The sequence below is a fragment of the Streptomyces sp. NPDC048506 genome, assembly GCF_040651315.1.
In the GTDB taxonomy this organism is placed as follows: Bacteria; Actinomycetota; Actinomycetes; order Streptomycetales; family Streptomycetaceae; genus Streptomyces.
The window spans coordinates 175995-200840 of the sequence record NZ_JBEZIX010000007.1; the positions used below are offsets into that span (position 1 = coordinate 175995).

A 24846-nucleotide genomic window follows, 5' to 3' on the forward strand; every position below is an offset into this window, starting at 1 on the left:
CGGAGAACCTCACATCCCATGAAGGTCAAGCCGAGCGTCAAGAAGATCTGCGACAAGTGCAAGGTGATCCGCCGCCACGGCCGGGTCATGGTCATCTGCGACAACCTGCGCCACAAGCAGCGCCAGGGCTGACGCACGCCGACCACCTGCAATTTCGCAGATCGCGCGACGCAAGCACAACACGTACATACGCAGTCACCCGACCCCCCGCTCCCGCGTGGGGACGACACCCTCGGCTCGGAGGCCGGGGACCCGGCTCGTAATGCTGAAGAGTCTTACGGGAACGGTGCTGCGGAAGACCTCCGAATAGCCATCAGGAGCCACATCAATGGCACGCCTCGCAGGCGTTGATCTCCCGCGCGAAAAGCGTGTGGAGGTCGCCCTCACCTACGTCTTCGGTATCGGGCGGACGCTCTCGCGTCAGACCCTCGCCGCCACCGGCGTGAACCCGGACACCCGGGTCCGCGACCTGGCCGAGGAAGACCTCGTCAAGATCCGCGAGTACGTGGACAACAACCTCAAGACCGAGGGTGACCTCCGTCGCGAGATCCAGGCCGACATCCGCCGCAAGGTCGAGATCGGCTGCTACCAGGGTCTGCGTCACCGCCGCGGCCTGCCGGTGCACGGTCAGCGCACCAGCACGAACGCGCGTACCCGCAAGGGCCCGCGTCGCGCGATCGCCGGCAAGAAGAAGCCGGGCAAGAAGTAGTCCTCAGCAGGACGCTCACCAGCGGTCTTCGCTGTAGGACCGACCACCTCCACGGGAGAAATTCATGCCTCCGAAGGGCCGTACGGCCGGCGCCAAGAAGGTGCGCCGCAAGGAGAAGAAGAACGTCGCCCACGGGCACGCTCACATCAAGAGCACGTTCAACAACACGATCGTCTCGATCACCGACCCGACCGGGAACGTGATCTCTTGGGCCTCGGCCGGCCACGTCGGCTTCAAGGGCTCGCGCAAGTCCACCCCCTTCGCCGCGCAGATGGCCGCCGAGTCGGCCGCCCGCCGCGCGCAGGAGCACGGCATGCGCAAGGTCGACGTCTTCGTCAAGGGCCCGGGTTCGGGCCGCGAGACCGCCATCCGTTCGCTTCAGGCGACCGGTCTTGAGGTGGGCTCCATCCAGGACGTCACCCCCACCCCGCACAACGGATGCCGCCCGCCCAAGCGTCGCCGCGTCTGACCACCTGAAGTAGGAGACAACTAGACAATGGCGCGTTACACCGGGGCCGACTGCAAGCGTTGCCGTCGGGAGAAGCAGAAGCTCTTCCTCAAGGGGAGCAAGTGCGAGAGCGCGAAGTGCCCGATCGAGATCCGTCCTTACCCCCCGGGTGAGCACGGTCGCGGGCGCACCAAGGACAGCGAGTACCTGCTCCAGCTTCGTGAGAAGCAGAAGTGCAGCCGTATCTACGGTGTCCTTGAGAAGCAGTTCGTGAACTACTACAAGGAAGCGAACCAGAAGACCGGCAAGACCGGTGAGAACCTTCTGCGCATCCTTGAGACCCGCCTCGACAACGTGGTCTACCGGGCCGGCTTCGCCAAGTCCCGTGACCACGCCCGTCAGCTGGTCCGTCACGGACACATCAACGTGAACGGCCGCAAGACTGACATCCCGTCGGCCCGCGTTGCCGTGAACGACATCATCGAGGTCCGCGAGGGCTCTCGGAACCTGACCCCCTTCGAGGTGGCCAAGGCCGAGGCCGGCGAGAAGACCGTTCCGGCCTGGCTGGAAGCGATCCCGTCGAACCTCCGGATCCTCGTGCACAGCCTGCCCGAGCGCCAGGTGATCGACACCCAGGTGCAGGAGCAGCTGATCGTCGAGCTCTACTCCAAGTAAGAGCTGACCGGTGTGGGCGGTACGGAGCCGATGGCGCCGTACCGCCCGTACCCTTGTCAGTACAGCGGGCGTCAAATAGCGGGCGCCCACGACTGAAGGACCGAAAAACATGCTGATCGCTCAGCGTCCCTCGTTGACCGAAGAGGTCGTCGACGAATACCGCTCCCGGTTCGTGATCGAGCCGCTGGAGCCGGGCTTCGGCTACACCCTCGGCAACTCCCTGCGCCGTACGCTCCTCTCCTCGATCCCCGGTGCCGCCGTCACCAGCATCCGGATCGACGGCGTCCTGCACGAGTTCACCACCGTGCCGGGTGTCAAGGAGGACGTCACCGACCTCATCCTCAACATCAAGCAGCTGGTCGTCTCCTCGGAGCACGACGAGCCGGTCGTGATGTACCTGCGCAAGCAGGGCCCGGGTCTGGTCACCGCCGCCGACATCGCCCCGCCGGCCGGCGTCGAGGTGCACAACCCCGACCTGGTCCTCGCCACCCTGAACGGCAAGGGCAAGCTGGAGATGGAGCTGACCGTCGAGCGCGGTCGCGGCTACGTCTCGGCCGTCCAGAACAAGCAGGTGGGCCAGGAGATCGGCCGGATCCCGGTCGACTCCATCTACTCGCCGGTGCTCAAGGTCACCTACAAGGTCGAGGCGACCCGTGTCGAGCAGCGCACCGACTTCGACAAGCTGATCGTCGACGTCGAGACCAAGCAGGCCATGCGCCCGCGCGACGCCATGGCGTCGGCCGGTAAGACCCTGGTCGAGCTGTTCGGTCTGGCCCGCGAGCTCAACATCGACGCCGAGGGCATCGACATGGGCCCGTCCCCGACGGACGCCGCCCTCGCCGCCGACCTGGCGCTGCCGATCGAGGAGCTGGAGCTCACCGTTCGGTCGTACAACTGCCTCAAGCGCGAGGGCATCCACTCCGTGGGTGAGCTCGTGGCGCGCTCCGAGGCAGACCTGCTCGACATCCGCAACTTCGGTGCGAAGTCGATCGACGAGGTCAAGGCGAAGCTGGCCGGCATGGGCCTGGCGCTCAAGGACAGCCCGCCCGGATTCGACCCGACCGCTGCCGCCGACGCCTTTGGCGCGGACGACGACGCGGACGCCGGGTTCGTCGAGACCGAGCAGTACTGAGCAGTACCCGGTTTGACCGGTACGGGTCCGGGAGCACCTCCCGGGCCCGTGTCGTGTAGATCTTCCGCGGGGCGCCCGCTTCGTGGGAACTGACACCGGTACCTGATACGGCCGGTGCAGCAATGAAGGAGATACACCATGCCGAAGCCCACCAAGGGTGCCCGTCTGGGCGGCAGCGCTGCGCACGAGCGCATGATGCTGCGCAACCTGGCGACCTCGCTCTTCGAGCACGGCCGCATCACGACGACCGAGGCCAAGGCCCGTCGTCTGCGTCCGTACGCGGAGCGTCTGGTGACCAAGGCGAAGAAGGGCGACCTTCACAACCGCCGCCAGGTCATGCAGCTGATCTCGGACAAGAGCGTCGTCCACACGCTGTTCACCGAGATCGCGCCGCGGTTCGCGGAGCGTCCGGGTGGCTACACCCGTATCACCAAGATCGGTAACCGTCGTGGCGACAACGCCCCGATGGCGGTCATCGAGCTGGTCGAGGGCGAGATCGCCAAGAAGGCGACCGTTGCCGAGGCCGAGGCCGCGACCAAGCGCGCGGTGAAGGAGTCCGAGGCCGCGGCCGAGGCTCCGGCGGAGGCCACCGAGGCTCCGGCCGAGGAGTCCAAGGACGCCTGAGGCACTGCCTCGCGGTGAGCGGGCCCGCCCCCTCGGGGGCGGGCCCGCTTCGCGTTGCCGCGGGCCTGAGAGGATTGCTTACGTGAGTGACGAGGTGGAGCCCGGGTACGTCCGGGTGCGGCTGGACCTTTCCTATGACGGCAAGGACTTCTCCGGGTGGGCCAAGCAGGCCCGCGGGCAGCGGACCGTCCAGGGGGAGATCGAGGACGCGCTGCGGACCGTGACGCGGTCGTCGGAGACGTACGAGCTGACCGTGGCGGGGCGGACCGACGCCGGGGTGCATGCGCGGGGGCAGGTGGCGCATGTGGATCTGCCCGAGGAGCTCTGGGCCGAGCACCGGGAGAAGCTGCTCAAGCGGCTCGCCGGCCGGCTGTCGAAGGACGTCCGGGTGTGGTCGGCGGCCGAGGCGCCGGCCGGCTTCAACGCGCGTTTCTCGGCCGTCTGGCGGCGCTACGCGTACCGGGTGACCGATCACCCCGGGGGCGTGGACCCGCTGCTGCGCGGCCATGTGCTCTGGCACGACTGGCCGCTGGACGTGGATGCCATGAACGAGGCGGCGCGGTCGCTGCTCGGGGAGCACGACTTCGCGGCGTACTGCAAGCGGCGCGAGGGGGCCACCACGATCCGTACGCTCCAGGAGCTGAGCCTGGCGCGGGGTGCGGACGGGATCGTCACGGCGACGGTGCGGGCGGATGCCTTCTGCCACAACATGGTGCGGTCGCTGATCGGCGCGCTGCTGTTCGTCGGTGACGGGCACCGGCCGCCGGAGTGGCCCGGGAAGGTGCTGGCGGCCGGGGTGCGGGACTCCGCGGTGCACGTCGTGCGGCCGCACGGGCTGACGCTGGAGGAGGTCGGCTATCCGGCCGACGAGCTGCTGATGGCGCGCAACAAGGAGGCGCGCAACAGGCGGAGCCTGCCGGGCGGCGCCGGGGGCGGCTGCTGCTGAGCCGCGTCGCGGTCTGCCGGGGACGTCCGGCGGTGACGCTGTCGGGGGGCAGCGTCACCACTGGCATCACAGTGGTGCAGAGCGGTGCCGGACGGTGATCAGGAGGTCCGGCCGGCCTTCTTCTGGGCTTCCTTGAGCTGCCGCTCGGCGGCCTTGGCGGCCTGGTCCTTGCCGCGCTGGGCGATCTGGGTGAAGGCGTAGGAGCCGCCGTCCCGGGCGATCTGCTGGACGTTGGCCTCGGTGCCGGTGACGTCCTTGCCGTTGAGGTGGCCGGCGATGGTGAAGTAGGCGTAGCGGCCGGTGGCGTTGGTCGTCATCTGGCACTTGCTGCCCTGGCAGAAGTCGGAGGGCACGCCACCGCCGGGCAGCGGCATCAGGTTGGCCCGGTTCTGGTTCATGACCTTGGTGGCCTGGGCGGGCGAGTCGAAGACCGCGATGCCGATGGTGACCGCGACGCCGCCCTTGGCGTACGTGGCGCGCAGCAGTTGCTTGCAGCCGTTGTGGGAGAGCGACGAGACCAGGGCGCCCTGGGCGCCGGCGGTGCAGTCCTTGGTGCTGGCGGTCCCGGTGCGCGGGTAGCTGTGCTCGCCGACCACCATGCTCTTCTGCGGGAAGAGGGTGGCGGGGGTGAGCGGCGCGGTGTCCTTCTTGGGGTCGGAGATGTACTCCTGCGGGTTGGGCGGGGGCGGCACGGAGACGTCCGGGAAGGACGGCTTGTCGTCCGGCAGGGCCTGGCCGGACGCGCTGGGCGAGGCCGTCGGGTTGCCGCCCGGGGTGTCACCGCCGCTGGTCATCACGGCGGCGGCGACGATACCGGCCACCGCGACGGTCGCCAGCGCGCCGCCGCCGATCCACATCCAGCGTTTGCGGCGGGACTGCGACTCGCTCTCCTCGGCGAGCGCATCCCAGTCCGGAGTGGACGAAAAAGAACCCCCGGGGCCGTCGAAGGGCCCGCCTTGCCCGAAACTCATGGCGCGCATCCTAATGCGGTTGGTGGAACGCTTGGAGTCCGGTCACAATCCCGCTCATGGGACATCTGGAAGCCGGGCATCTGGAGTACTACCTGCCGGACGGGAGGGCCCTGCTGGGGGACGTGTCCTTCCGGGTGGGGGAGGGCGCCTCGGTCGCGCTGGTGGGAGCCAACGGCGCCGGCAAGACGACGCTGCTGCGGCTGATCGCGGGGGAGCTCAAGCCGCACGGCGGGGCGGTGACGGTGAGCGGCGGGCTGGGCGTGATGCCGCAGTTCGTGGGCTCCGTGCGGGACGACCGTACGGTCCGTGACCTGCTGGTCTCGGTGGCCCAGCGGCCGATCAGGGACGCGGCGGCCGCGGTGGACGCGGCCGAGCTGGCCCTGATGACGGCCGATGCCGACGACGAGGCCGTGCAGATGGCGTATGCGCAGGCGCTCAGCGACTGGGCCGAGGCGCGTGGCTACGAGGCCGAGACGGTCTGGGACATGTGCACGACGGCGGCGCTGGGCATGCCGTACGAGAAGGCCCAGTGGCGGCAGGTGCGCACGCTCAGCGGCGGTGAGCAGAAGCGCCTGGTCCTGGAGTCGCTGCTGCGGGGCACGGACGAGGTGCTGTTGCTGGACGAGCCGGACAACTATCTGGACGTGCCGGGCAAGCGGTGGCTGGAGGAGCAGCTGCGGACGACCCGGAAGACGGTGCTGTTCGTCTCGCACGACCGGGAGCTGCTGTCCCGCGCCGCGGAGAAGATCGTCAGCGTCGAGCCGGGGCCGGCGGGCTCCGACGTCTGGGTGCACGGCGGCGGCTTCGACACGTACCACCAGGCCCGCAAGGAGCGCTTCGCCCGCTTCGAGGAGCTGCGCAGGCGCTGGGACGAGAAGCACGCCCAGCTGAAGAAGCTGGTGGTCACGCTGCGGCAGGCGGCGGCGGTCAGCCACGAGATGGCCTCGCGCTATGCGGCGGCGCAGACCCGGCTGCGGAAGTTCGAGGAGGCCGGGCCGCCGCCGGAGCCGCCGCGGGAGCAGGAGATCACCATGCGGCTGCGCGGCGGGCGCACCGGCGTCCGCGCGATCACCTGCACGGATCTGGAGCTCACCGGCCTGATGAAGCCCTTCTCGCTGGAGATCTTCTATGGCGAGCGGGTCGCGGTCCTCGGCTCCAACGGCTCGGGCAAGTCGCACTTCCTGCGACTGCTGGCGGCGGACCCCGGCGGCGCGCACGACCCGGTGGCGCACACCGGCGCCTGGAAGCTGGGGGCCCGCGTCGTCCCCGGGCACTTCGCCCAGACGCACGCCCACCCCGAGCTGATGGGCCGCACCCTGCTCGACGTGCTGTGGACCGAGCACGCCAAGGACAAGGGCCAGGCCATGTCCGCGCTGCGCCGCTACGAGCTGGAGAAGCAGGCCGACCAGCGCTTCGAGCGGCTGTCGGGCGGGCAGCAGGCGCGCTTCCAGATCCTGCTGCTGGAGCTGGCCGGGGCGACGGCCCTGCTGTTGGACGAGCCGACCGACAACCTGGACCTGGAGTCGGCGGAGGCGTTGCAGGAGGGGCTGGAGGCCTTCGAGGGGACGGTGGTGGCGGTGACGCACGACCGGTGGTTCGCGCGGTCCTTCGACCGGTTCCTGGTGTTCGGGTCGGACGGGCGGGTGCGGGAGAGCGCCGGGGCGGTGTGGGACGAGGCCAGGGTCGAGCGGGAGCGTTAGGGCCCGGTCTCCCCGGTCTCCCCGGTCTCCCCGCTCCCCGGTCTCCCCGCTCCCCGGTCTCCCCGGGCCTGCGGCCCACGGCGCCGGTGGGACAATGGAGGGGCCGCGGCGGTCGCGGCGGGGCGGGGCCACATGGGGATGCGGGGGGCGTTTTGACCCCGCTGGGGACGGCCCGGTATTCTGCTGGTTCGTTATGCGTATTGGCTTGCTCTATCTCACGTGAGGGGCCTTGCGCCGGTCCACCGGGCCGATGACCAGCGGCGGACGATCGGGTTGCGTCACCCGTAGTGCCGCCCTGCTGTGTGATCAGCCCTGGTGACCCAGTACAGGTCCCATTCATCAGAGAAGCGAAGGCTAAGACGTGCGTACGTTCAGCCCCAAGCCCGGCGACGTCCAGCGCCAGTGGCACATCATTGACGCGCAGGACGTCGTCCTGGGCCGCCTGGCCAGCCAGGCCGCGTCCCTCCTGCGGGGTAAGCACAAGCCGGTTTACGCCCCTCACGTTGACACGGGTGACTTCGTCATCATCATCAACGCCGACAAGGTGCACCTTTCCGGCAACAAGCGGAACCAGAAGATGGCCTACCGCCACTCCGGTTACCCGGGTGGTCTGCGCTCGGTCCGCTACGACGAGCTGCTCGAGAAGAACCCCGAGAAGGCCGTCGAGAAGGCCGTCAAGGGCATGCTCCCCAAGAACACCCTCGGCCGTCAGATGCTCTCGAAGCTGAAGGTCTACGCGGGCGCCGAGCACCCGCACGCTGCGCAGCAGCCGGTCCCGTTCGAGATCACCCAGGTCGCGCAGTAAGTCCGGCCACCCCCTAAGACGACAGAGAATCTGAGGAGCATCGTGGCTGAGACCACCCCCGAGACCCCGCTGGACGAGGTCGAGGTCGAGGAGTACACCACCGAGACCGAGGTCGTGGAGTCGGAGTACACCTCCGAGTCCCTCGCGTCCCGTTTCGGCGACCCGCAGCCGGCCGCCGGCCTGGGCCGTCGCAAGAACGCCATCGCCCGCGTCCGGATCGTTCCGGGCACCGGTCAGTGGAAGATCAACGGTCGCACCCTTGAGGGCTACTTCCCCAACAAGGTGCACCAGCAGGAAGTCAACGAGCCCTTCAAGGTGCTGGAGCTGGACGGTCGTTACGACGTCATCGCCCGCATCGCCGGCGGCGGCATCTCCGGCCAGGCCGGTGCGCTGCGCCTGGGCGTGGCCCGTGCGCTGAACGAGGCGGACATCGACAACAACCGCCCCGCGCTGAAGAAGGCCGGGTTCCTCAAGCGTGACGACCGTGCGGTCGAGCGCAAGAAGGCCGGTCTGAAGAAGGCCCGCAAGGCGCCGCAGTACAGCAAGCGCTAATCACGCGCGCTGCGCCATGCAGCTCTCCCGAACGCCCCGGTGGCACCTCCTGCTGCCGGGGCGTTCGGCTATCCGTGACCAGGCGCGTATACCCAGGCGCGTATCCCTGGGGCCAGGGGCGTATACCTGGACGTAAGGCCCTGGTCCAAGCTCGACAACTCGGAGGACACCAGTGGGACGACTCTTCGGCACGGACGGTGTGCGCGGCGTCGCCAATGCGGATCTGACGGCGGAGCTGGCGCTCGGTCTGTCGGTCGCTGCGGCGCATGTGCTCGCGGAAGCGGGCACGTTCGAGGGTCACCGGCCGGTGGCCGTGGTCGGGCGGGACCCACGGGCCTCGGGGGAGTTCCTGGAGGCCGCGGTCGTCGCGGGCCTCGCCAGTGCCGGTGTGGACGTCCTGCGGGTCGGCGTGCTGCCCACCCCGGCGGTCGCGTACCTGACCGGCTCGCTCGGCGCGGACCTCGGCGTGATGCTCTCCGCCAGCCACAACCCGATGCCCGACAACGGCATCAAGTTCTTCGCCCGCGGCGGCCACAAGCTCGCCGACGAGCTGGAGGACCGGATCGAGGAGACCTACCGCGCGCACAGCTCCGGTGAGCCGTGGGAGCGGCCGACCGGCGCCGGCGTGGGCCGGGTCAGCGTCTACGACGAGGGCTTCGACAACTACGTCGCGCACCTCGTGGGCGTGCTGCCCAACCGCCTGGACGGGCTGAAGATCGTCATCGACGGCGCGCACGGCGCGGCCGCCCGGGTCTCGCCGGAGGCCTTCGCCCGGGCCGGTGCCGAGGTCGTCACCCTGGGCACCGACCCCGACGGCCTGAACATCAACGACGGCTGCGGCTCCACCCACCTCGCGCAGCTGCGCGCGGCGGTCGTCGAGCACGGCGCCGACCTGGGTGTCGCCCACGACGGGGACGCGGACCGCTGCCTGGCCGTGGACCGCGAGGGCAACGAGGTCGACGGCGACCAGATCCTGGCGGTGCTGGCGCTCGGTATGCGCGAGGCGGGGACGCTGCGCAAGAACACCGTCGTCGCCACCGTCATGTCCAACCTGGGCTTCAAGCTGGCCATGGAGCGCGAGGGCATCGACCTCGTCCAGACCGCGGTCGGCGACCGGTACGTGCTGGAGGAGATGAAGGCGCACGGCTTCGCGCTGGGCGGTGAGCAGTCCGGGCACGTCATCGTGCTGGACCACGCCACCACCGGTGACGGCACGCTGACCGGTCTGATGCTGGCGGCCCGGGTCGCCGCCACCGGCCGTTCGCTCGGCGAGCTGGCGCGCGTCATGGAGCGGCTGCCGCAGGTCCTGATCAACGTCCCGGACGTCGACAAGTCGCGGGTGGCCAGCTCGCCCGAGCTGAACGCGGCGGTCGCCGAGGCGGAGCGGGAGCTGGGCTCGACCGGTCGGGTGCTGCTGCGGCCGTCCGGCACGGAGCCGCTGGTGCGGGTCATGGTGGAGGCCGCCGACATCGAGCAGGCGCGGGCGGTGGCCGGCCGGCTCGCCGACGCGGTCAAGTCGGCCCTCGGCTGACGGGGTTCTTCTCCCGGCTGCTCTTCGGCCCCGGTTCCGCCAGCGGCGGGCCGGGGCCGCAGCGCTGCGGGGCCCGCTGGACGAGCGCGGTGCGGACCCCGGTCGGCGGGCCGGACTCCTACGCCGGCGGGCCGGACTCCTACAGCTTCCGCAGCGACAGCCGCTGCACCTTGTGGTCCGGCCCCTTGCGCAGCACCAGGTTCGCGCGACCGCGCGTCGGGGCCACGTTCTGCTGGAGGTTGGGCTTGTTGATGGTGCGCCACATCATGCGGGCGTAGTCGAGGGCCTCCCCCTCGGAGACCTGGGTGTACTTGCGGAAGTACGAGAACGGGTTCTGGAACGCGGTCTCCCGCAGCTTGCGGAAGCGGCCGAGGTACCACTGCTCGATGTCCTCGGTGCGGGCGTCGACGTAGACGGAGAAGTCGAAGAAGTCGGCGAGACCGAGCCGGGTGCGGCCGTCCTTGCCGGGCAGCGCGGGTTGCAGGACGTTCAGGCCCTCGACGATGAGGATGTCCGGGCGGTGCACGGTCAGCCGCTCACCGGGCACGATGTCGTAGATCAGGTGGGAGTAGACCGGGGCGGTGACCTCTGCCTTGCCGGACTTCACGTCCGCGACGAACCGGGTCAGCGCCCGGCGGTCGTAGGACTCCGGGAAGCCCTTGCGGGACATCAGGCCGCGCCGATGGAGCTCGGCGTTGGGGAAGAGGAACCCGTCGGTGGTGACCAGCTCGACGCGCGGGTGCTCGGGCCAGCGGGCCAGCAGCGCCTGGAGGAGGCGGGCGGTGGTGGACTTGCCGACGGCCACGCTGCCGGCGACCCCTATGACGAAGGGCGTGCCGGGCTGCGCGCCCTGGCCGCCGCCCGCGTCGCCCAGGAACGTGTTCAGCGCACCGCGCAGATTGCTCGTCGCGCCGACGTAGAGGTTGAGCAGGCGGGAGAGCGGGAGGTAGACCTCGCGCACCTCGTCGAGGTCGATGACGTCGCCCAGCCCGCGCAGCCGCTCGACCTCCTCGGCCGTCAGGGGCAGCGGGGTCTTCTCCCGCAGGGCGCTCCACTGCGCGCGCGTCAGATCGACGTACGGCGAGCTGTCGGCGCGGCGTCGTTGCTGCGGATCGGTCGTCAAGGGCACGCGCCCATTGTGCGCAGCCGCAATACGCCGTTCATCTCGGGGTGGGCGACCGGGGCAACGGACCCGCCGCTGCCTGCGTTTCTGTACCGCGTGCGGCCCGCCCGGTACCGTCGGCTGCGGGGAGTGGCCCGGCTCACGGGCCGACAACGGAACAGGGGTGGGCGTGCGAGCGCGTAGGGCTGGTCTGCTGCGACTGCGGACCCGGGGGAAGCGTACGGGCACCGGCGACGGCCGGGGGGTGGACGTGGCGGCGGACGGCTTCGCCGCGCGGGTCCACGCCGAGTTGGCCGAGGAGCTGCCGGACGAGGACCTGGAGGATCTGGGCGAGGACCTCGGCGACTTCCTGGAGCGGTACGAGCCGGCCACTGGGCCCGGCGCGGACGCGGAGGCCGACGAGGAGTTCCTGGAGACGGTGCGTGAGGCGCACCACCGGATAGCGCGCGGGTATTGATCCGTCGGCGTCGTAGGCTGCCTCCATGTGCGGAATCGTGGGATACGTGGGCGGGCAGAGCGCCCTTGAGGTCGTACTGGCCGGGCTGAGGCGGCTGGAGTACCGCGGCTACGACTCGGCGGGTGTCGCCGTGCTGGCCGACGGCGGTCTGGCCACGGCCAAGAAGGCCGGCAAACTCGCCAATTTGGAGAAGGAGCTGGCGGACCGTCCGCTGCCGAGCGGGTCGACCGGGATCGGGCACACCCGGTGGGCCACCCACGGCGGGCCCACCGACGAGAACGCCCATCCGCACCTGGACAACGCCGGCCGGGTCTGTGTCGTGCACAACGGCATCATCGAGAACTTCGCCGCGCTGCGGGCCGAACTCGCCGACCGCGGGCACCAGTTGGCGTCCGAGACGGACACCGAGGTGGTGGCGCACCTGCTCGCCGAGTGCTACTCGTCCTGCGGGGAGTTGGCCGAGGCGATGCGGCAGGTCTGCCGGCGGCTGGAGGGTGCCTTCACGCTGGTCGCGGTGCACGCGGACGAGCCGGACGTGGTCGTCGGGGCGCGCCGCAACTCGCCGCTCGTGGTGGGCGTCGGGGACGGCGAGGCCTTCCTGGCCTCGGACGTGGCGGCGTTCATCGCGCACACCCGCGAGGCGATCGAGCTGGGCCAGGACCAGGTCGTGGAGCTGCGCCGGGACGGGGTGACGGTCACCGACTTCGACGGTGCGCCGGCGGAGGTCCGCGAGTACCACGTCGACTGGGACGCCTCGGCCGCCGAGAAGGGCGGCTACGACTACTTCATGCTCAAGGAGATCGCCGAGCAGCCGAAGGCCGTTGCGGACACCCTGCTGGGGCGGATCGACGCCTCGGGGGTGCTGTCCCTGGACGAGGTGCGGATCGCGCCGGAGGTGCTGCGGGAGGTCGACAAGGTCGTCATCGTGGCGTGCGGGACGGCCTACCACGCGGGAATGATCGCCAAGTACGCGATCGAGCACTGGACGCGCATTCCGTGTGAGACGGAGCTGGCCAGCGAGTTCCGCTACCGGGACCCGATCCTGGACCGGCGGACGCTGGTGATCGCCATCAGCCAGTCCGGCGAGACCATGGACACCCTGATGGCGCTGCGGCACGCCCGCGAGCAGGGCTCGAAGGTGCTCGCCATCTGCAACACCAACGGCTCGACGATCCCCCGCGAGTCCGACGCGGTGCTCTACACGCACGCCGGCCCCGAGGTCGCGGTGGCCTCCACCAAGGCGTTCCTGACGCAGCTGGTCGCCTGCTACCTGGTGGCGCTCTACCTCGCGCAGGTACGGGGCACGAAGTGGGGCGACGAGATCCGGGACGTGGTGCGCGAACTGGCCGCCATCGGCACCCAGGTCGAGCAGGTGCTCGGCACGATGGAGCCGGTGCGGGAGCTGGCCCGCAGCCTCGCCGACAAGAACACCGTGCTGTTCCTCGGCCGCCACGTGGGCTACCCCGTGGCGCTGGAGGGCGCGCTGAAGCTCAAGGAGCTGGCGTACATGCACGCGGAGGGCTTCGCGGCCGGCGAGCTCAAGCACGGGCCGATCGCGCTGATCGAGGACGATCTGCCGGTCGTCGTGGTGGTGCCGTCGCCGCGCGGCCGCTCGGTGCTGCACGACAAGATCGTCTCCAACATCCAGGAGATCCGGGCCCGCGGCGCACGGACCATCGTGATCGCGGAGGAGGGCGACGAGGCGGTGGTGCCCTACGCCGACCACCTCGTACGGATCCCCCGCACGCCGGTGCTGCTCCAGCCGCTGGTCTCCACCGTCCCGCTCCAGGTCTTCGCCTGTGAACTGGCCACCGCCCGCGGCAACGAGGTCGACCAGCCGCGCAACCTCGCCAAGTCGGTGACGGTGGAGTGATCATCGGGGTCGGGATCGACGTCGCCGAGATCGATCGCTTCGGGGCGGCACTGGACCGCACGCCGGAGCTGGCGAACCGGCTGTTCATCCCCGAAGAGCTGATGCTGCCGAGCGGTGAACGGCGCGGCATCGCCTCGTTGGCCGCGCGCTTCGCGGCCAAGGAGGCAGTGGCCAAGGCGCTGGGCGCGCCGGGCGGACTGCACTGGACGGACGCCGAGGTGTACGTCGAGGACAGCGGACGGCCGCGGCTGCGGGTACGGGGCACGGTCGAGCGGTGCGCGGCGACGCTGGGGGTGCGGTCGTGGCATGTGTCGCTGAGCCATGACGCGGGGGTGGCTTCCGCCGTGGTGATCGCCGAGGGGTGACACTGGTCCGTATGAGGACTGCCTACAGCGTTCAGACCGTGCGGGCCGCCGAGCGGGAGCTCATGGCCCGGTTGCCGGAAGGGGCCCTGATGCAGCGGGCGGCGGCCGGACTGGCCGTCGCCTGTGGGGAGTTGCTCGGGCGGGTGTACGGCGCCCGGGTGGTGCTGCTGGTGGGCAGCGGCGACAACGGCGGGGACGCGCTGTACGCCGGGGCCCGGCTGGCGCGGCGCGGGGCCGGGGTGGTGGCGGTGCTGCTCTCGCCCGAGCGGGCGCACCGGGGCGGGCTGGCCGCGCTGCTGCGGGCCGGCGGGCGGGTGTCGGACGATGCGCCGCGGGACCTCGCCTGGGCCGATCTGGTCGTGGACGGGATCGTGGGCATCGGAGGGCGCGGCGGGCTGCGCCCGGAGGCGGCGCAACTCGCCCGTGCGGCCCGGGAGTCGGCGCCGGTGGTGGCGGTCGACCTGCCCAGCGGGGTGGACGCCGACACCGGCGAGGTGGGCGGGGACGCGGTCCGGGCCGACGCCACGGTGACGTTCGGCGCGTACAAGCCGGGGCTGCTGATCGACCCGGCGCGGGAGCGGGCCGGGGCGCTGCGGCTGGTGGACATCGGGTTGACGCTGCCCGACGAGGCCGAGGTGGAGGCGTTGCAGCACGCGGACGTGGCGGAGCTGCTGCCGCGCCCGTCGACGGAGAGCGACAAGTACCGGCGGGGCGTGGTGGGGGTGGTCGCCGGATCGGCGCGCTACCCGGGAGCCGCGGTGCTGGCGGTGGCCGGTGCGCTGCGCGGTGGCGCGGGGGCCGTCCGGTACGTCGGGCCGGCCGCGGACGCGGTGCTGGCCCGCTTCCCGGAGACGCTGGTGCACGCCGGGCCGCCGCACAAGGCGGGCCGGGTGCAGTCCTGGGTGATCGGGCCCGGCCTCGGCGACGAGTCCGGGGCGCTTCAGGACGTGCTCGCCTCGGACGTGCCGGTGTTGGTGGACGCGGACGGGCTGCGGTTCCTGACGCCGCAGCGGGTCCGGGAGCGCACCGCCGAGACCCTGCTGACGCCGCACGCCGGGGAGGCGGCGGCGCTGCTCGGCTGCGGCCGGGACGAGGTGGAGGCGAGGCGGTTGCGCTCGGTGCGCGAGCTGGCGGCGCGGTACGCCGCCACGGTGCTGCTCAAGGGGTCGACGACGCTGGTCGCCGGGGCTCAGGGGCCGGTGCGGGCGAACCCCACCGGGACCGGCTGGCTGGCGACGGCCGGGAGCGGGGACGTGCTGTCGGGGGTGACCGGCTCGCTGCTCGCCGGCGGGCTCACCGCGCGCGACGCCGGGTCCGTCGGCGCGTACCTGCACGGCCTCGCCGCCCGGCGGGCCGCCGGGCCGGGCGGCGCGCCGATCCTCGCCTCCCAGGTCGCGGACCATCTGGGCGCCGCCTGGCGGGATGTGACGGACTGACAGCTCCCGGAGCGCCGTTACGCCCGGCGGGGGAATGCCGCGGGCACCAGGGCGAACCTGGCCCCGGGCGGGTGGCGCGGCGGCCCGGCGCACGGCAACCGTGAGGGTATGAAACGGACCTTTGTGGCGCTGCTGGTCGGTGCCTCGCTGCTCCCCCTCGCCGGGCCGTCCGCGGCCGCCGCGCCGTCGGTCGGCCCGCACCCGGCCGTGGACGTGGTGCCCGGCAGGCCGGGCGACCCGAAGGCGCCGGGAGCGGCCGGGCGGCCGGTGTCCGGCCCGCCCCGGGACCGGCAGGTGCACTTCGAGTACGTACCGCGCTCCGAGTCGGAGCGGGAGGCCGCCGACAACGGGGGATGCAGTCGGGCCAGCGGGCCCTTCCAGCGGCAGGCCGAGCGCTACCTGCGGCGGGCGGTGGACGGCCGGCAGAGCACGGCGGACTGCCGGGCCATCCAGCAGTTCCAGCGGGCGCACCGGATCGCCCCGGCGACCGGCTTCGCGGGGCCGGTCACCGGCGCCATGGTGCGGTTGATGCGGGCCCAGCGGGACCCGAACCGGGCCGGACACTGCCCGGACCACGCGGAGCGGACGGTCTGCGTCGACCTGGACCGGCAGCTGATGTGGGTGCAGCAGAACGGGCGGGTGCTCTTCGACCCGGTGGCGATCCGCACCGGCTATCCGGGGCAACCCACCCGTACCGGGACGTTCCGGATCTACCTCCGGAGCAAGGCGCACGTCTCGAACCTGTACCACTCGCCGATGCCGTACGCGCAGTTCTTCGACCACGGGGAGGCGCTGCACGGGGTCTACGACGACCTCTACGAGGGCGACGGCTCGCACGGCTGCGTCAACCTCACCTGGTCGGACGCCCGCAGGTTGTGGGATGTGCTGAAGAAGGGCGACATCGTTCACGTATGGGGGCGGAAGCCCACCGGGTGAGCACGGTTTTCCCGCCCGTCCCCCTGGGCGCGACGGCATCGCCTGCGACACTGAGGGGGATGAACGAGACAGCGAAGCGCGCCCGTGCCGCCATCGACCTCGCCGCCGTGCGGTCGAACGTTCGTGAGCTGCGGGAACGCGCATCCGGGGCAGAGCTGATGGCCGTGGTCAAGTCCGACGGCTACGGACACGGCGCGGTGCCCTGCGCGCGCGCCGCCCGCGAGGCCGGCGCGAGCTGGCTGGGCACCGCGCTGCCCGAAGAGGCGTTCGCGCTGCGCGCGGCCGGCGACACCGGGCGGCTGATGTGCTGGCTGTGGACGCCGGGCGGACCCTGGCGCAAGGCCGTCGAGCAGGACATCGACGTCTCGGTGAGCGGGCTGTGGGCGCTGCGCGAAGTGACCGTGGCGGCCCGCGCCGCCGGCCGTCCCGCCCGGGTCCAGCTCAAGGTCGACACCGGCCTCGGCCGCAACGGCTGCCAGCCCGCCGACTGGGCCGAGCTGACCCGTGCGGCCCGCGCCGCCGAGGCCGAGGGCGCGCTGACCGTCACCGGCGTCTGGTCGCACTTCGCCTGCGCCGACGAGCCCGGCCACCCCTCGATCGCCGCCCAGCTCGCGGCCTTCCACGAGGCGCTCGGGACCGCCGAGGCGGCCGGGCTGCGCCCCGAGGTGCGGCACCTCGCCAACACCCCGGCGACGCTCACCCTCCCCGAGGCGCACTTCGACCTGGTGCGGGCCGGCATCGGCATCTACGGCGTCTCGCCCAGCCCCGAACTCGGCACCTCCCAGGACCTCGGGCTGCGGCCCGCGATGACCCTGGAGGCCTCGCTCGCCTCGGTCAAGCGGGTCCCGGCCGGCCACGGCGTGTCGTACGGGCACCGGTACACCACGCCCGGCGAGACCACCCTCGCGCTGGTCCCGCTCGGCTACGCCGACGGCATTCCGCGGCACGCCTCCGGCACCGGCCCGGTGTGGGTCGCCGGCAAGTGGCGGACGGTCGCGGGGCGGATCGCGATGGACCAGTTCGTGGTCGACCTGGGCGGCGACAGCGCCGAGGCGGGCGATCCGGCGGTGCTCTTCGGGCCCGGGGACCGCGGTGAGCCGACCGCGGAGGACTGGGGCCGCGCGGCCGGAACCATCGGCTATGAAATCGTCACCCGGATCGGGAGCCGGGTGCCGCGCGTCTATGTGGACAGCGACATACGGAACGGAGTCGAAACAGCCGCAGGGGACACCGCGCTCACGGGGGGTACCGCATGACGGACAGCACGGAGGCCGCCGCGCAGGCGGTCGAGATGGCGGCCGAGGTGGCGACCGAGGCCGCCACCAACTGGGCGAAGGCGGGCCGGCACGCCGGCCTCGCCGGCGCCGCGATCGGCGTGGTCGCGGCCGGTGCCGCGGCCGGTGTGGCGATAGAGCGGATGACCGTCGGCCGGGGCATGCGCCGCCGGGCCCGGCTCGCGCTGGACGCCGCCGGCCCGTACGGCACGCTGCGCGGCACCTCGGGGGCGGCGATCGCCGAGGACGGGACCGAGCTGTACTACGAGGTCGACGAGCCGGGCGATCCGGCGACCGGCGGCCGGCCGGCCACCAACGGCAGCAACGGGAAGAACGGCAAGGGCGGCAAGGACGCCAAGCACGGCCGCTCCACCAAGCCGGCCCGCGGCAAGGAGGCCCGTGCCGCCCAGGAGGCCCAGGGTGGCCTGCGCAAGCGTCTGACGGCCGCGTTGGGGCGGCGCTCGGCGACGCCGACGGTGGTCTTCAGCCATGGTTACTGCCTCAGCCAGGACTCCTGGCACTTCCAGCGCGCCGCGCTGCGCGGCACGGTGCGCACCGTCCACTGGGACCAGCGCAGCCACGGCCGCTCGGCGCGCGGGCACGGCCAGATCGACGGCACGGAAGAGGTCACCATCGACCTGCTGGGCCGGGACCTCAAGGCGGTGCTGGACGCCGCGGTGCCGGAGGGACCGATCGTCCTGGTCGGCCACTCCATGGGCGGGATGACGGTGATGGCGCTGGCCGACCAGTTCCCCGAGTACGTCGCGGAGAGGGTGATCGGGGTGGCCCTGATCGGCACCTCCGCCGGCCGGCTCAGCGAGGTCAGCTACGGGCTGCCGTCGATGGGCATGAAGGCCTTCCACCGGCTCGCGCCGGGGGTGCTCAGGGCCCTGGGCTGGCAGCACGAGATCGTCGAACGGGGGCGGCGGGCCACCGCCGACCTGTTCGCCGGGCTGATCAAGCGGTACTCGTTCGGATCACCGGAGCAGGTGGACCCGGGCATCGCGCGGTTCGGCGAGCGGCTGATCGAGGCGACCCCGATCGACGTGGTCGCCGAGTTCTTCCCGGCGTTCGCGGTGCACGACAAGACCGAGGCGCTGGTGGCGTACGACGCGGTGCCCGCGCTGGTCCTCGCCGGGGAGAACGACCTGATCACGCCGGCGGACCACAGCCGGACGATCGCCGAGGTGCTGCCGGACGCGGAGCTGGTGTGCGTCGCCGGCGCCGGGCACCTGGTGATGCTGGAGCGGCCCGAGCTGGTCAACGAGCACCTGGTGTCACTGGTGGAACGGGCGACCGAGACGGCCCGCAGCTCCCGGCACGCACGGGCCTGAGCCGCCGGACGCGCGCTCATCGGCCGCCGGCGGGACCTGCCGGCGGCCGGTGCGGGATGGTGGCCGAAGGATGGGCAGGCCGTACCATTTGCGGCATGAGCACCACCGGCGCCCTCGCCCACATCACGGTCAAGTCCCCCGAGCAGATGCAGGAGTTGGGCCGCAGACTGGCTCCGCTGCTGCGCCCCGGCGACCTGGTGCTGCTCACCGGTGAGCTGGGGGCCGGTAAGACCACGCTGACCCGCGGCCTGGGCGAGGGCCTGGGCGTGCGCGGCGCCGTGACCTCGCCCACCTTCGTCATCGCCCGGGTGCACCCCTCGCTGACCGGTGGCCCCGCCCTGGTGCACGCCGACGCCTACCGCCTCGGCGGCGGGCTGGACGAGATGGAGGACCTGGACCTCGACGTCTCGCTGCCGGAGTCGGTGGTGGTCGTGGAGTGGGGCGAGGGCAAGGTCGAGGAGCTGTCCGAGGACCGGCTGCACGTGGTGATCGGGCGGGCCGTGGGCGCCGACGCGCCGGGCGGGCTGCACGGCCACCCCGAGGACGAGGTGGACGACGTGCGCGAGGTGACGATCACCGGCCACGGGCCGCGCTGGGCGGACGCCGGGCTGCCGGAGCTGGAGACCTGCTGACGCCGTTGCCGCCCGGCCGCCCCACCTCGTCGTCCGTGCCGTACCCGGGCGTCGTCCGGTAGTTTCCGACAAGCCGTCGGTAAGATGTTGCGCAGCTGGTGCCGGGCGTGGTCACATGGGAAGAGACCCCAGTTAGGTCAGCCTAAGTAGCGAGCCTAGCTTCTGTCGCATGCCCCAGGAGCCCAGGAGGCGTCCATGTCGGCCCACCAGCACGATGCACGCGAGACGCCGACGATGAATGAGCTGCTGGCGGCCTGTGCCGCGGCCAGCGCCGTCTCCACGCCCCCGGACGCCGCCGAGGAGTCCCGCACCGAGGAAGCCCGTGCCGGGGCGCGCCGCACGGAGCCGGCGCCCGCGCGCTCCGCGGACGAGCCGGCGGCGGAGGACGAGGACGAGGACGAGGGCGAGCCCGCGTCCACTCGGGGGCGCCACGCCGCGTAGCCCGAAGGGGCTAATGGGCCGGCCGGCGCCCGCCCGGTCAGGAGACCACGACGATCTTGGTGCCCTGTAGCGCGAAGTCCCACATCGCCTTGCCGTCGTCCCGCGATTCACGGATGCCGCCGGTCTTCTTCGCCGAGCCCGGGTCCGGCCGGGAGCCGTCGACCGCCGCGCTGAAGCCGACGGTGACCCCGCTGACGGTGGCGAACCGCACCACATGCTCGATCGCGATCCCGTCCGAGCCGGTGACGCTCACCGACCGCGAGGTGACCGGGTACGTCCCCGGCGCCGGGTGCACCGTGCTCGGTGTGACCGCGAACGTGCGCAGCGCCGCGCCCTTCGCGTCGACCAGCCAGACCCGCTTGCCGCCGAGCGCGTAGACGACCCGCCGGCCCGTGCCGGAGGCGGCGGGGACGGCCGGGGCGGGCGGCTTGGCCTTCTTGCCGGGCCGGTCCGCGGGGTCCTTGGCCCCACCGGGACGGCCGTCACTGCGGGCCGGGGTGAGGCGGTCGGGGGCGGACGCCGCGGCTTGGTAGCCGAGCACGCCGACCACGACGACGGCAGCCGTGGTCAGCGCCGTGACGAACGTGCTGCTCTTAGCGGGCACCGCTGTGCCACCTCTCCCTGTTCCCCGGTCTGCGTTCCCCGGTCTGCGTTCCCCGGTCTGCGTTCCCCGGCTCAAGGGGCGACGGTAGCAGGGGAAGGGGCACCGCCGGCCGAGCCGTAGTCTTGAGAGGTGCTGCTGCTAGCTCTTGACACCGCTACCCCCGCCGTCACCGTCGCGCTCCACGACGGGACGCGCGTCCTCGCCGAGTCCCGCCAGGTCGACGCGCGCCGGCACGGCGAGCTGCTGCTGCCCGCCGTCGACCGGGTGCTGGCCGAGGCCGGCCGGAAGCTCGACGAGGTCAGCGACATCGTGGTCGGAGTGGGGCCGGGGCCGTACACCGGACTGCGGGTCGGCCTGGTGACCGCCGCCACGTTCGGGGCGGCGCTCGACGTGCCGGTCCACGGCCTGTGCACGCTGGACGGCCTCGCCTACGCCTCCGGGCTGACCGAACCCTTCGTCGTGGCCACCGACGCCCGCCGCAAGGAGGTCTACTGGGCGCGCTACGCCGCCCACCCGTCGCCCGACCACCACCCCGGTACGAGCCGCTCCGCGGCGCCCCTCTCGCTGACCCGGCTGACCGAGCCGTCCGTCGACCGCCCCGCGGACATCGCCGACCAGGTGGCCGACGTCCCGGCCGTGGGCGCCGGCGCGCTGCTCTACGACACCGTCTTCACCGGCGTCCGGCGCACGGCACCCGAGCACCAGTCCGGCGCCGCACTCGCCGAGCTGGCCGCCTCGAAGCTGGCGGCCGGCGAGGAGCTGCTGCCGCCGCGGCCGCTGTACCTGCGCCGCCCGGACGCCCAGGTGCCCGCCAACTACAAGGTGGTCACACCCAAGTGATGGTCCGCCCGTCGCCCGACCACCGCCGCCCGACGGCACCGCCGCGCGGCGGCACCACCCCACCCGCCACGCTGCGCGAGATGCGCTGGTGGGACATAGCGCCGGTGCTGGAGCTGGAGCGCGACCTGTTCCCCGAGGACGCCTGGTCGGCCGGCATGTTCTGGTCCGAGCTGGCGCACGCCCGCGGCCCGCACGCCACCCGCCGCTACCTCGTCGCCGAATTGGAGGTGCCGCCGCGCAGCGGCGCCGACGAGGGGCGACTGTCGGGCGACGGGCGGGCGGGCCGGCTGGTCGGCTACGCCGGGCTGGCCGCCGTCGACGGCACCGGCGACGTACAGACCATCGCCACCCACCGCGACCAGTGGGGCACCGGACTCGGCGCCCGGCTGCTGACCGAACTCCTCGGCGCGGCAACGGACTTCGAGTGCCACGAGGTGCTGCTGGAGGTCCGGGTCGACAACCTCCGGGCCCAGCGCCTCTACGAACGCTTCGGCTTCGAGCCGATCGGCTTCCGCCGCGGCTACTACCAGCCCGGCAACGTCGACGCCCTGGTCATGCGTCGTACCACCCAGACCTCCTCCGAAGCACCCTCCGTACAAGGAACTTGAGAACCATGGCTGACTCACGCGGCGGACCGCTCGTCCTCGGCATCGAGACCTCCTGCGACGAGACCGGTGTCGGCATCGTCCGAGGCCACACCCTGCTCGCCGACGCGATCGCCTCCAGCGTCGACGAGCACGCCCGCTTCGGCGGCGTGGTCCCCGAGGTCGCCTCCCGGGCCCACCTGGAGGCGATGGTCCCCACCATCCAGCGGGCGCTGAAGGAGGCCGGGGTCGCGGCGAGCGACCTGGACGGCATCGCGGTCACCGCCGGACCGGGCCTGGCCGGCGCCCTGCTGGTCGGCGTCTCGGCCGCCAAGGCGTTCGCCTACGCCCTCGGCAAGCCGCTCTACGGCGTCAACCACCTCGCCTCGCACATCTGCGTCGACCAGCTGGAGCACGGCCCGCTGCCCGAGCCGACGATGGCGCTGCTCGTCTCCGGCGGTCACTCCTCCCTCCTCCTCGCCCCCGACATCACCGCCGACGTCCGGCCACTGGGCTCGACCATCGACGACGCGGCCGGCGAGGCGTTCGACAAGGTGGCGCGGGTGCTGAACCTCGGCTTCCCGGGCGGCCCGGTCATCGACCGCTGGGCCCGCGAGGGCGACCCGGACGCGATCCGCTTCCCGCGCGGGCTGACCGGCCCCCGCGACCCGATCTACGACTTCTCCTTCTCCGGCCTGAAGACGGCCGTCGCCCGTTGGATCGAGGCCAAGCGGGCGGCCGGCGAGGAGGTGCCGGTCGCGGACGTCTCGGCGTCCTTCCAGGAGGCCGTGGTGGACGTGCTGACCCGCAAGGCCGTACGGGCCTGCAAGGACAACGGCGTCGACCACCTGATGATCGGCGGCGGGGTCGCGGCCAACTCCCGGTTGCGGGCGATGGCCGAGCGCCGCTGTGAGGACGCCGGTATCACCCTGCGGGTACCGCGACCCAAGCTGTGCACCGACAACGGCGCGATGGTCGCGGCCCTGGGCGCGGAGATGGTGGCCCGCAACCGGCCGGCCTCCGCCTGGGACCTCTCGGCGGACTCGTCGCTCCCGGTCACCGACCCGCATGTGCCGGGCGAGGCACCGGACCACCATCACGGCCACGGCCACGACCACGACCACGTCCACGAGATGAGCAAGCAGAACCTGTACTCGTGACGACCGGTCGGGGACCTTTCTGAGGATCGGTGACAACCGACGCCTCCCCCTGACCCCGCGTCCGCCCCGAGGTCTTACCCTGGAGCAGCACCGGGCGCGCACGTGGGGAGGCGACAGGCTGTGGACTGGTTCTGGTGGGTCTTCATCTTCTTCATGGCGGGCGGCTTCGCCAAGGTCGCCGACACGGCGCGCACGGCCCTGCGCACGCGCCACGAGCGCAAGATGGAGCGCCTGGAGACCGCCCGTCAGGACCGGCAGGAGCTGGCCGCCGCCCAGAAGCCGCCGGAGCCGGTGTGCGGCTGCACCCACCACCTCGCCAAACATGACAAGAAGGGCAAGTGTCATGAGCTGGTGGAGATAGCGGTCGCCTGGGACGCCGACCACAAGCCCGTCCAGTACGAGGCAGGCCAGTGCACCTGCCAGCAGTACGTCGGCCCCCAGCCGCTCTCCCAGATCTACGCCGAGGACCTCACCGACCTGGCGTGAGCGCCGCTCAGACCGCCCGCGCCGGGTGCCCGAGCAGCATCGTCGGCGCCCCCGCGACCCGGGTCAGGAAGATCGTCACGGAGTTGCCGCCGCCACCCAGCTTCAGCTTCTTGCGCAGCTCCTCCGGCTCGACCGCCGAGCCGCGCTTCTTGATCACCGCGGTGCCGACCGCGCGCTCGCGCAGCAGCGCCCTGAGCCGCTTGACGTTGAACGGCAACACGTCGGTGATCTCGTAGGCGGTGGCGTACGGGGTCGGGCGCAGCGCGTCCGCGGTGATGTACGCGATGGTCGGGTCGATCAGCCGGCCGTCGAGGTCGGCGGCGACGTCGGCGACGAGATGCGCGCGGATGACGGCACCGTCCGGCTCGTACAGATAACGACCCACCGGCCCCGGCTCGGGGTCGGGAAGTCCCGCGCCGCGCAGCGAGTCGCCGGCCGGCAGGAGCGTGGCGCGGCGGGCACCCGGCTCCGTGCCGAACCACAGCACCGCTTCCTTCACCTCGCCCCCGTCGGAGATCCACTCCGCCTCGGCGTCCTCGGGCAGCGCCTCGTGCGGCACCCCCGGTGCGATCTTCAGCGCCGCGAACGGTGCCGTACGGGCCGCCTCGACCGCCCACGACAACGGCGGCGAGTACGCCTCGGGATCGAAGATGCGGCCGCCCCGCACCTTGCTGCGCCGCGCCGGATCGACGAACACCGCGTCGTACCCGGCGGTGTCCACCTGTGTCACGTCCGCAAGGCGCACCTCGATCGACTCCGCCAACCCCAGCGCCTCGGCGTTCGCCCGCGCCGCCGCGCAGGCCAGCGGGTCACGGTCGACGGCCAGCACCCGGATCCCGGCCCGCGCCAGGGCGATCGCGTCACCACCGACCCCACAGCACAGATCGGCCAGCGAACGGACGCCCAGCGCGGCGAGCCGGGCCGCGCGGTGGGCCGCGACCGCGGTGCGGGTGGACTGCTCCACGCCGTTGGCCGTGAAGTACATCCGCTGCGCGTCCGCGCCGAACTTCGCCGCCGCGCGCTGCCGCAGCCGTGCCTGGCCGAGCGCGGCGGACACCAGCGGCGCGGCGTGGTCGCGCCGCAGCCGGGTGGCGGCCGCCAGCTCGTCCGCGGGATCGAAGTCACGCAGCTCGGCCAGCAACGCCTGCCCTTCGGGGGCCAGCAGGGCGGCAAAGATCTCCAGTTCGTGCACGGATCTATTTTCCCCC

General features: G+C 72.2%; 28 protein-coding genes. 24 read left to right on the top strand and 4 right to left on the bottom strand.

Annotated features, from left to right (window positions below; all coding sequences use genetic code 11):
- Positions 1-18: 18 nt before the first annotated feature.
- The 7 genes from rpmJ (at position 19) to truA (ending at position 4534) form a co-directional block, all read left to right on the top strand.
- On the top strand, positions 19-132 hold the full coding sequence (rpmJ, locus tag AB0C96_RS07785) for a 50S ribosomal protein L36 (protein WP_003956441.1): 114 nt from the start codon (positions 19-21) through the stop codon (positions 130-132).
- A gap of 196 nt (positions 133-328) precedes the next feature.
- Positions 329-709 (top strand): 30S ribosomal protein S13, encoded by a 381-nt coding sequence (rpsM, locus tag AB0C96_RS07790; protein ID WP_362914740.1) that lies wholly within the window; start codon positions 329-331, stop codon positions 707-709.
- A gap of 64 nt (positions 710-773) precedes the next feature.
- Positions 774-1178 carry a 30S ribosomal protein S11 gene (rpsK, locus tag AB0C96_RS07795; protein ID WP_004571845.1) on the top strand — a complete coding sequence of 135 codons (405 nt, stop codon included), beginning with the start codon at positions 774-776 and terminating at the stop codon, positions 1176-1178.
- Between the two features lie 27 nt (positions 1179-1205).
- The gene (gene rpsD / locus AB0C96_RS07800; protein ID WP_361318359.1) at positions 1206-1832 is read left to right on the top strand and encodes a 30S ribosomal protein S4; all 627 of its coding nucleotides are present in this window, start codon (positions 1206-1208) and stop codon (positions 1830-1832) included.
- 109 nt (positions 1833-1941) lie between these two features.
- The gene (locus tag AB0C96_RS07805) at positions 1942-2964 is read left to right on the top strand and encodes a DNA-directed RNA polymerase subunit alpha (protein WP_003956430.1); all 1023 of its coding nucleotides are present in this window, start codon (positions 1942-1944) and stop codon (positions 2962-2964) included.
- A 138-nt stretch (positions 2965-3102) separates the two neighbouring features.
- On the top strand, positions 3103-3588 hold the full coding sequence (rplQ, locus tag AB0C96_RS07810) for a 50S ribosomal protein L17 (protein WP_362914742.1): 486 nt from the start codon (positions 3103-3105) through the stop codon (positions 3586-3588).
- 82 nt (positions 3589-3670) lie between these two features.
- The gene (truA, locus tag AB0C96_RS07815) at positions 3671-4534 is read left to right on the top strand and encodes a tRNA pseudouridine(38-40) synthase TruA (RefSeq protein WP_362914744.1); all 864 of its coding nucleotides are present in this window, start codon (positions 3671-3673) and stop codon (positions 4532-4534) included.
- Between the two features lie 98 nt (positions 4535-4632).
- Here the strand turns inward: truA and AB0C96_RS07820 are convergent, their stop codons facing one another.
- Entirely contained in the window at positions 4633-5505 is an 873-nt protein-coding gene (locus AB0C96_RS07820) for a hypothetical protein (RefSeq protein ID WP_362914746.1), read from the bottom strand.
- Between the two features lie 56 nt (positions 5506-5561).
- Between AB0C96_RS07820 and AB0C96_RS07825 the strand changes: the two genes are divergently transcribed.
- The 4 genes from AB0C96_RS07825 (at position 5562) to glmM (ending at position 10093) form a co-directional block, all read left to right on the top strand.
- Complete coding sequence (locus AB0C96_RS07825) at positions 5562-7205, top strand: ATP-binding cassette domain-containing protein (protein WP_362914748.1); 1644 nt, start codon at positions 5562-5564, stop codon at positions 7203-7205.
- 361 nt (positions 7206-7566) lie between these two features.
- Entirely contained in the window at positions 7567-8010 is a 444-nt protein-coding gene (gene rplM, locus AB0C96_RS07830; protein WP_362914750.1) for a 50S ribosomal protein L13, read from the top strand.
- 42 nt (positions 8011-8052) lie between these two features.
- Positions 8053-8562: a 30S ribosomal protein S9 gene (gene rpsI / locus AB0C96_RS07835; RefSeq protein WP_362914752.1), complete on the top strand. Its 510-nt coding sequence runs from the start codon at positions 8053-8055 to the stop codon at positions 8560-8562.
- A 172-nt stretch (positions 8563-8734) separates the two neighbouring features.
- A complete protein-coding gene (gene glmM, locus AB0C96_RS07840; protein ID WP_362914754.1) occupies positions 8735-10093 on the top strand; it encodes a phosphoglucosamine mutase in 1359 nt (452 codons plus the stop codon).
- 139 nt (positions 10094-10232) lie between these two features.
- Here the strand turns inward: glmM and coaA are convergent, their stop codons facing one another.
- Entirely contained in the window at positions 10233-11222 is a 990-nt protein-coding gene (coaA, locus tag AB0C96_RS07845) for a type I pantothenate kinase (RefSeq protein ID WP_362914756.1), read from the bottom strand.
- A gap of 163 nt (positions 11223-11385) precedes the next feature.
- On the opposite strand from coaA, the gene AB0C96_RS07850 reads away from it, so the two are divergent.
- The 9 genes from AB0C96_RS07850 to AB0C96_RS07890 all read left to right on the top strand — a co-directional run bounded on the left by AB0C96_RS07850 (position 11386) and on the right by AB0C96_RS07890 (position 19964).
- Positions 11386-11673 carry a hypothetical protein gene (locus AB0C96_RS07850; RefSeq protein ID WP_362914758.1) on the top strand — a complete coding sequence of 96 codons (288 nt, stop codon included), beginning with the start codon at positions 11386-11388 and terminating at the stop codon, positions 11671-11673.
- Positions 11674-11698: 25 nt separating this feature from the next.
- The gene (glmS, locus tag AB0C96_RS07855) at positions 11699-13546 is read left to right on the top strand and encodes a glutamine--fructose-6-phosphate transaminase (isomerizing) (protein WP_362914760.1); all 1848 of its coding nucleotides are present in this window, start codon (positions 11699-11701) and stop codon (positions 13544-13546) included.
- Positions 13543-13911 carry a holo-ACP synthase gene (locus AB0C96_RS07860; RefSeq protein WP_362914762.1) on the top strand — a complete coding sequence of 123 codons (369 nt, stop codon included), beginning with the start codon at positions 13543-13545 and terminating at the stop codon, positions 13909-13911. The genes glmS and AB0C96_RS07860 overlap by 4 nt, the downstream gene beginning before the upstream one ends.
- 11 nt (positions 13912-13922) lie before the next feature.
- Positions 13923-15347 carry an NAD(P)H-hydrate dehydratase gene (locus tag AB0C96_RS07865; protein WP_362914764.1) on the top strand — a complete coding sequence of 475 codons (1425 nt, stop codon included), beginning with the start codon at positions 13923-13925 and terminating at the stop codon, positions 15345-15347.
- 108 nt (positions 15348-15455) lie between these two features.
- Positions 15456-16283, top strand: coding sequence for a L,D-transpeptidase (locus AB0C96_RS07870; RefSeq protein ID WP_362914766.1), 828 nt, complete (start codon positions 15456-15458; stop codon positions 16281-16283).
- Positions 16284-16342: 59 nt separating this feature from the next.
- The gene (gene alr, locus AB0C96_RS07875) at positions 16343-17539 is read left to right on the top strand and encodes an alanine racemase (RefSeq protein ID WP_362914768.1); all 1197 of its coding nucleotides are present in this window, start codon (positions 16343-16345) and stop codon (positions 17537-17539) included.
- Between the two features lie 35 nt (positions 17540-17574).
- Positions 17575-18891 (top strand): alpha/beta hydrolase, encoded by a 1317-nt coding sequence (locus AB0C96_RS07880; protein WP_362914846.1) that lies wholly within the window; start codon positions 17575-17577, stop codon positions 18889-18891.
- Positions 18892-18986: 95 nt separating this feature from the next.
- Complete coding sequence (gene tsaE / locus AB0C96_RS07885; RefSeq protein WP_362914770.1) at positions 18987-19523, top strand: tRNA (adenosine(37)-N6)-threonylcarbamoyltransferase complex ATPase subunit type 1 TsaE; 537 nt, start codon at positions 18987-18989, stop codon at positions 19521-19523.
- Between the two features lie 195 nt (positions 19524-19718).
- A complete protein-coding gene (locus AB0C96_RS07890; RefSeq protein WP_362914772.1) occupies positions 19719-19964 on the top strand; it encodes a hypothetical protein in 246 nt (81 codons plus the stop codon).
- A 37-nt stretch (positions 19965-20001) separates the two neighbouring features.
- On the opposite strand, the gene AB0C96_RS07895 is transcribed toward AB0C96_RS07890, so the two are convergent.
- Positions 20002-20568 (bottom strand): hypothetical protein, encoded by a 567-nt coding sequence (locus AB0C96_RS07895; RefSeq protein ID WP_362914776.1) that lies wholly within the window; start codon positions 20566-20568, stop codon positions 20002-20004.
- Between the two features lie 129 nt (positions 20569-20697).
- Between AB0C96_RS07895 and tsaB the strand changes: the two genes are divergently transcribed.
- From tsaB to AB0C96_RS07915, 4 genes are all read left to right on the top strand, one after another.
- On the top strand, positions 20698-21408 hold the full coding sequence (gene tsaB / locus AB0C96_RS07900) for a tRNA (adenosine(37)-N6)-threonylcarbamoyltransferase complex dimerization subunit type 1 TsaB (protein WP_362914778.1): 711 nt from the start codon (positions 20698-20700) through the stop codon (positions 21406-21408).
- Between the two features lie 80 nt (positions 21409-21488).
- Positions 21489-22016 (top strand): GNAT family N-acetyltransferase, encoded by a 528-nt coding sequence (locus AB0C96_RS07905; RefSeq protein WP_362914847.1) that lies wholly within the window; start codon positions 21489-21491, stop codon positions 22014-22016.
- A 5-nt stretch (positions 22017-22021) separates the two neighbouring features.
- Complete coding sequence (gene tsaD / locus AB0C96_RS07910) at positions 22022-23152, top strand: tRNA (adenosine(37)-N6)-threonylcarbamoyltransferase complex transferase subunit TsaD (protein ID WP_362914780.1); 1131 nt, start codon at positions 22022-22024, stop codon at positions 23150-23152.
- Between the two features lie 120 nt (positions 23153-23272).
- The gene (locus AB0C96_RS07915; RefSeq protein WP_362914782.1) at positions 23273-23638 is read left to right on the top strand and encodes a hypothetical protein; all 366 of its coding nucleotides are present in this window, start codon (positions 23273-23275) and stop codon (positions 23636-23638) included.
- Positions 23639-23645: 7 nt separating this feature from the next.
- Here AB0C96_RS07915 and AB0C96_RS07920 read toward each other — a convergent pair whose 3' ends face one another.
- The gene (locus AB0C96_RS07920) at positions 23646-24830 is read right to left on the bottom strand and encodes a class I SAM-dependent methyltransferase (RefSeq protein WP_362914784.1); all 1185 of its coding nucleotides are present in this window, start codon (positions 24828-24830) and stop codon (positions 23646-23648) included.
- Positions 24831-24846: the final 16 nt, after the last annotated feature.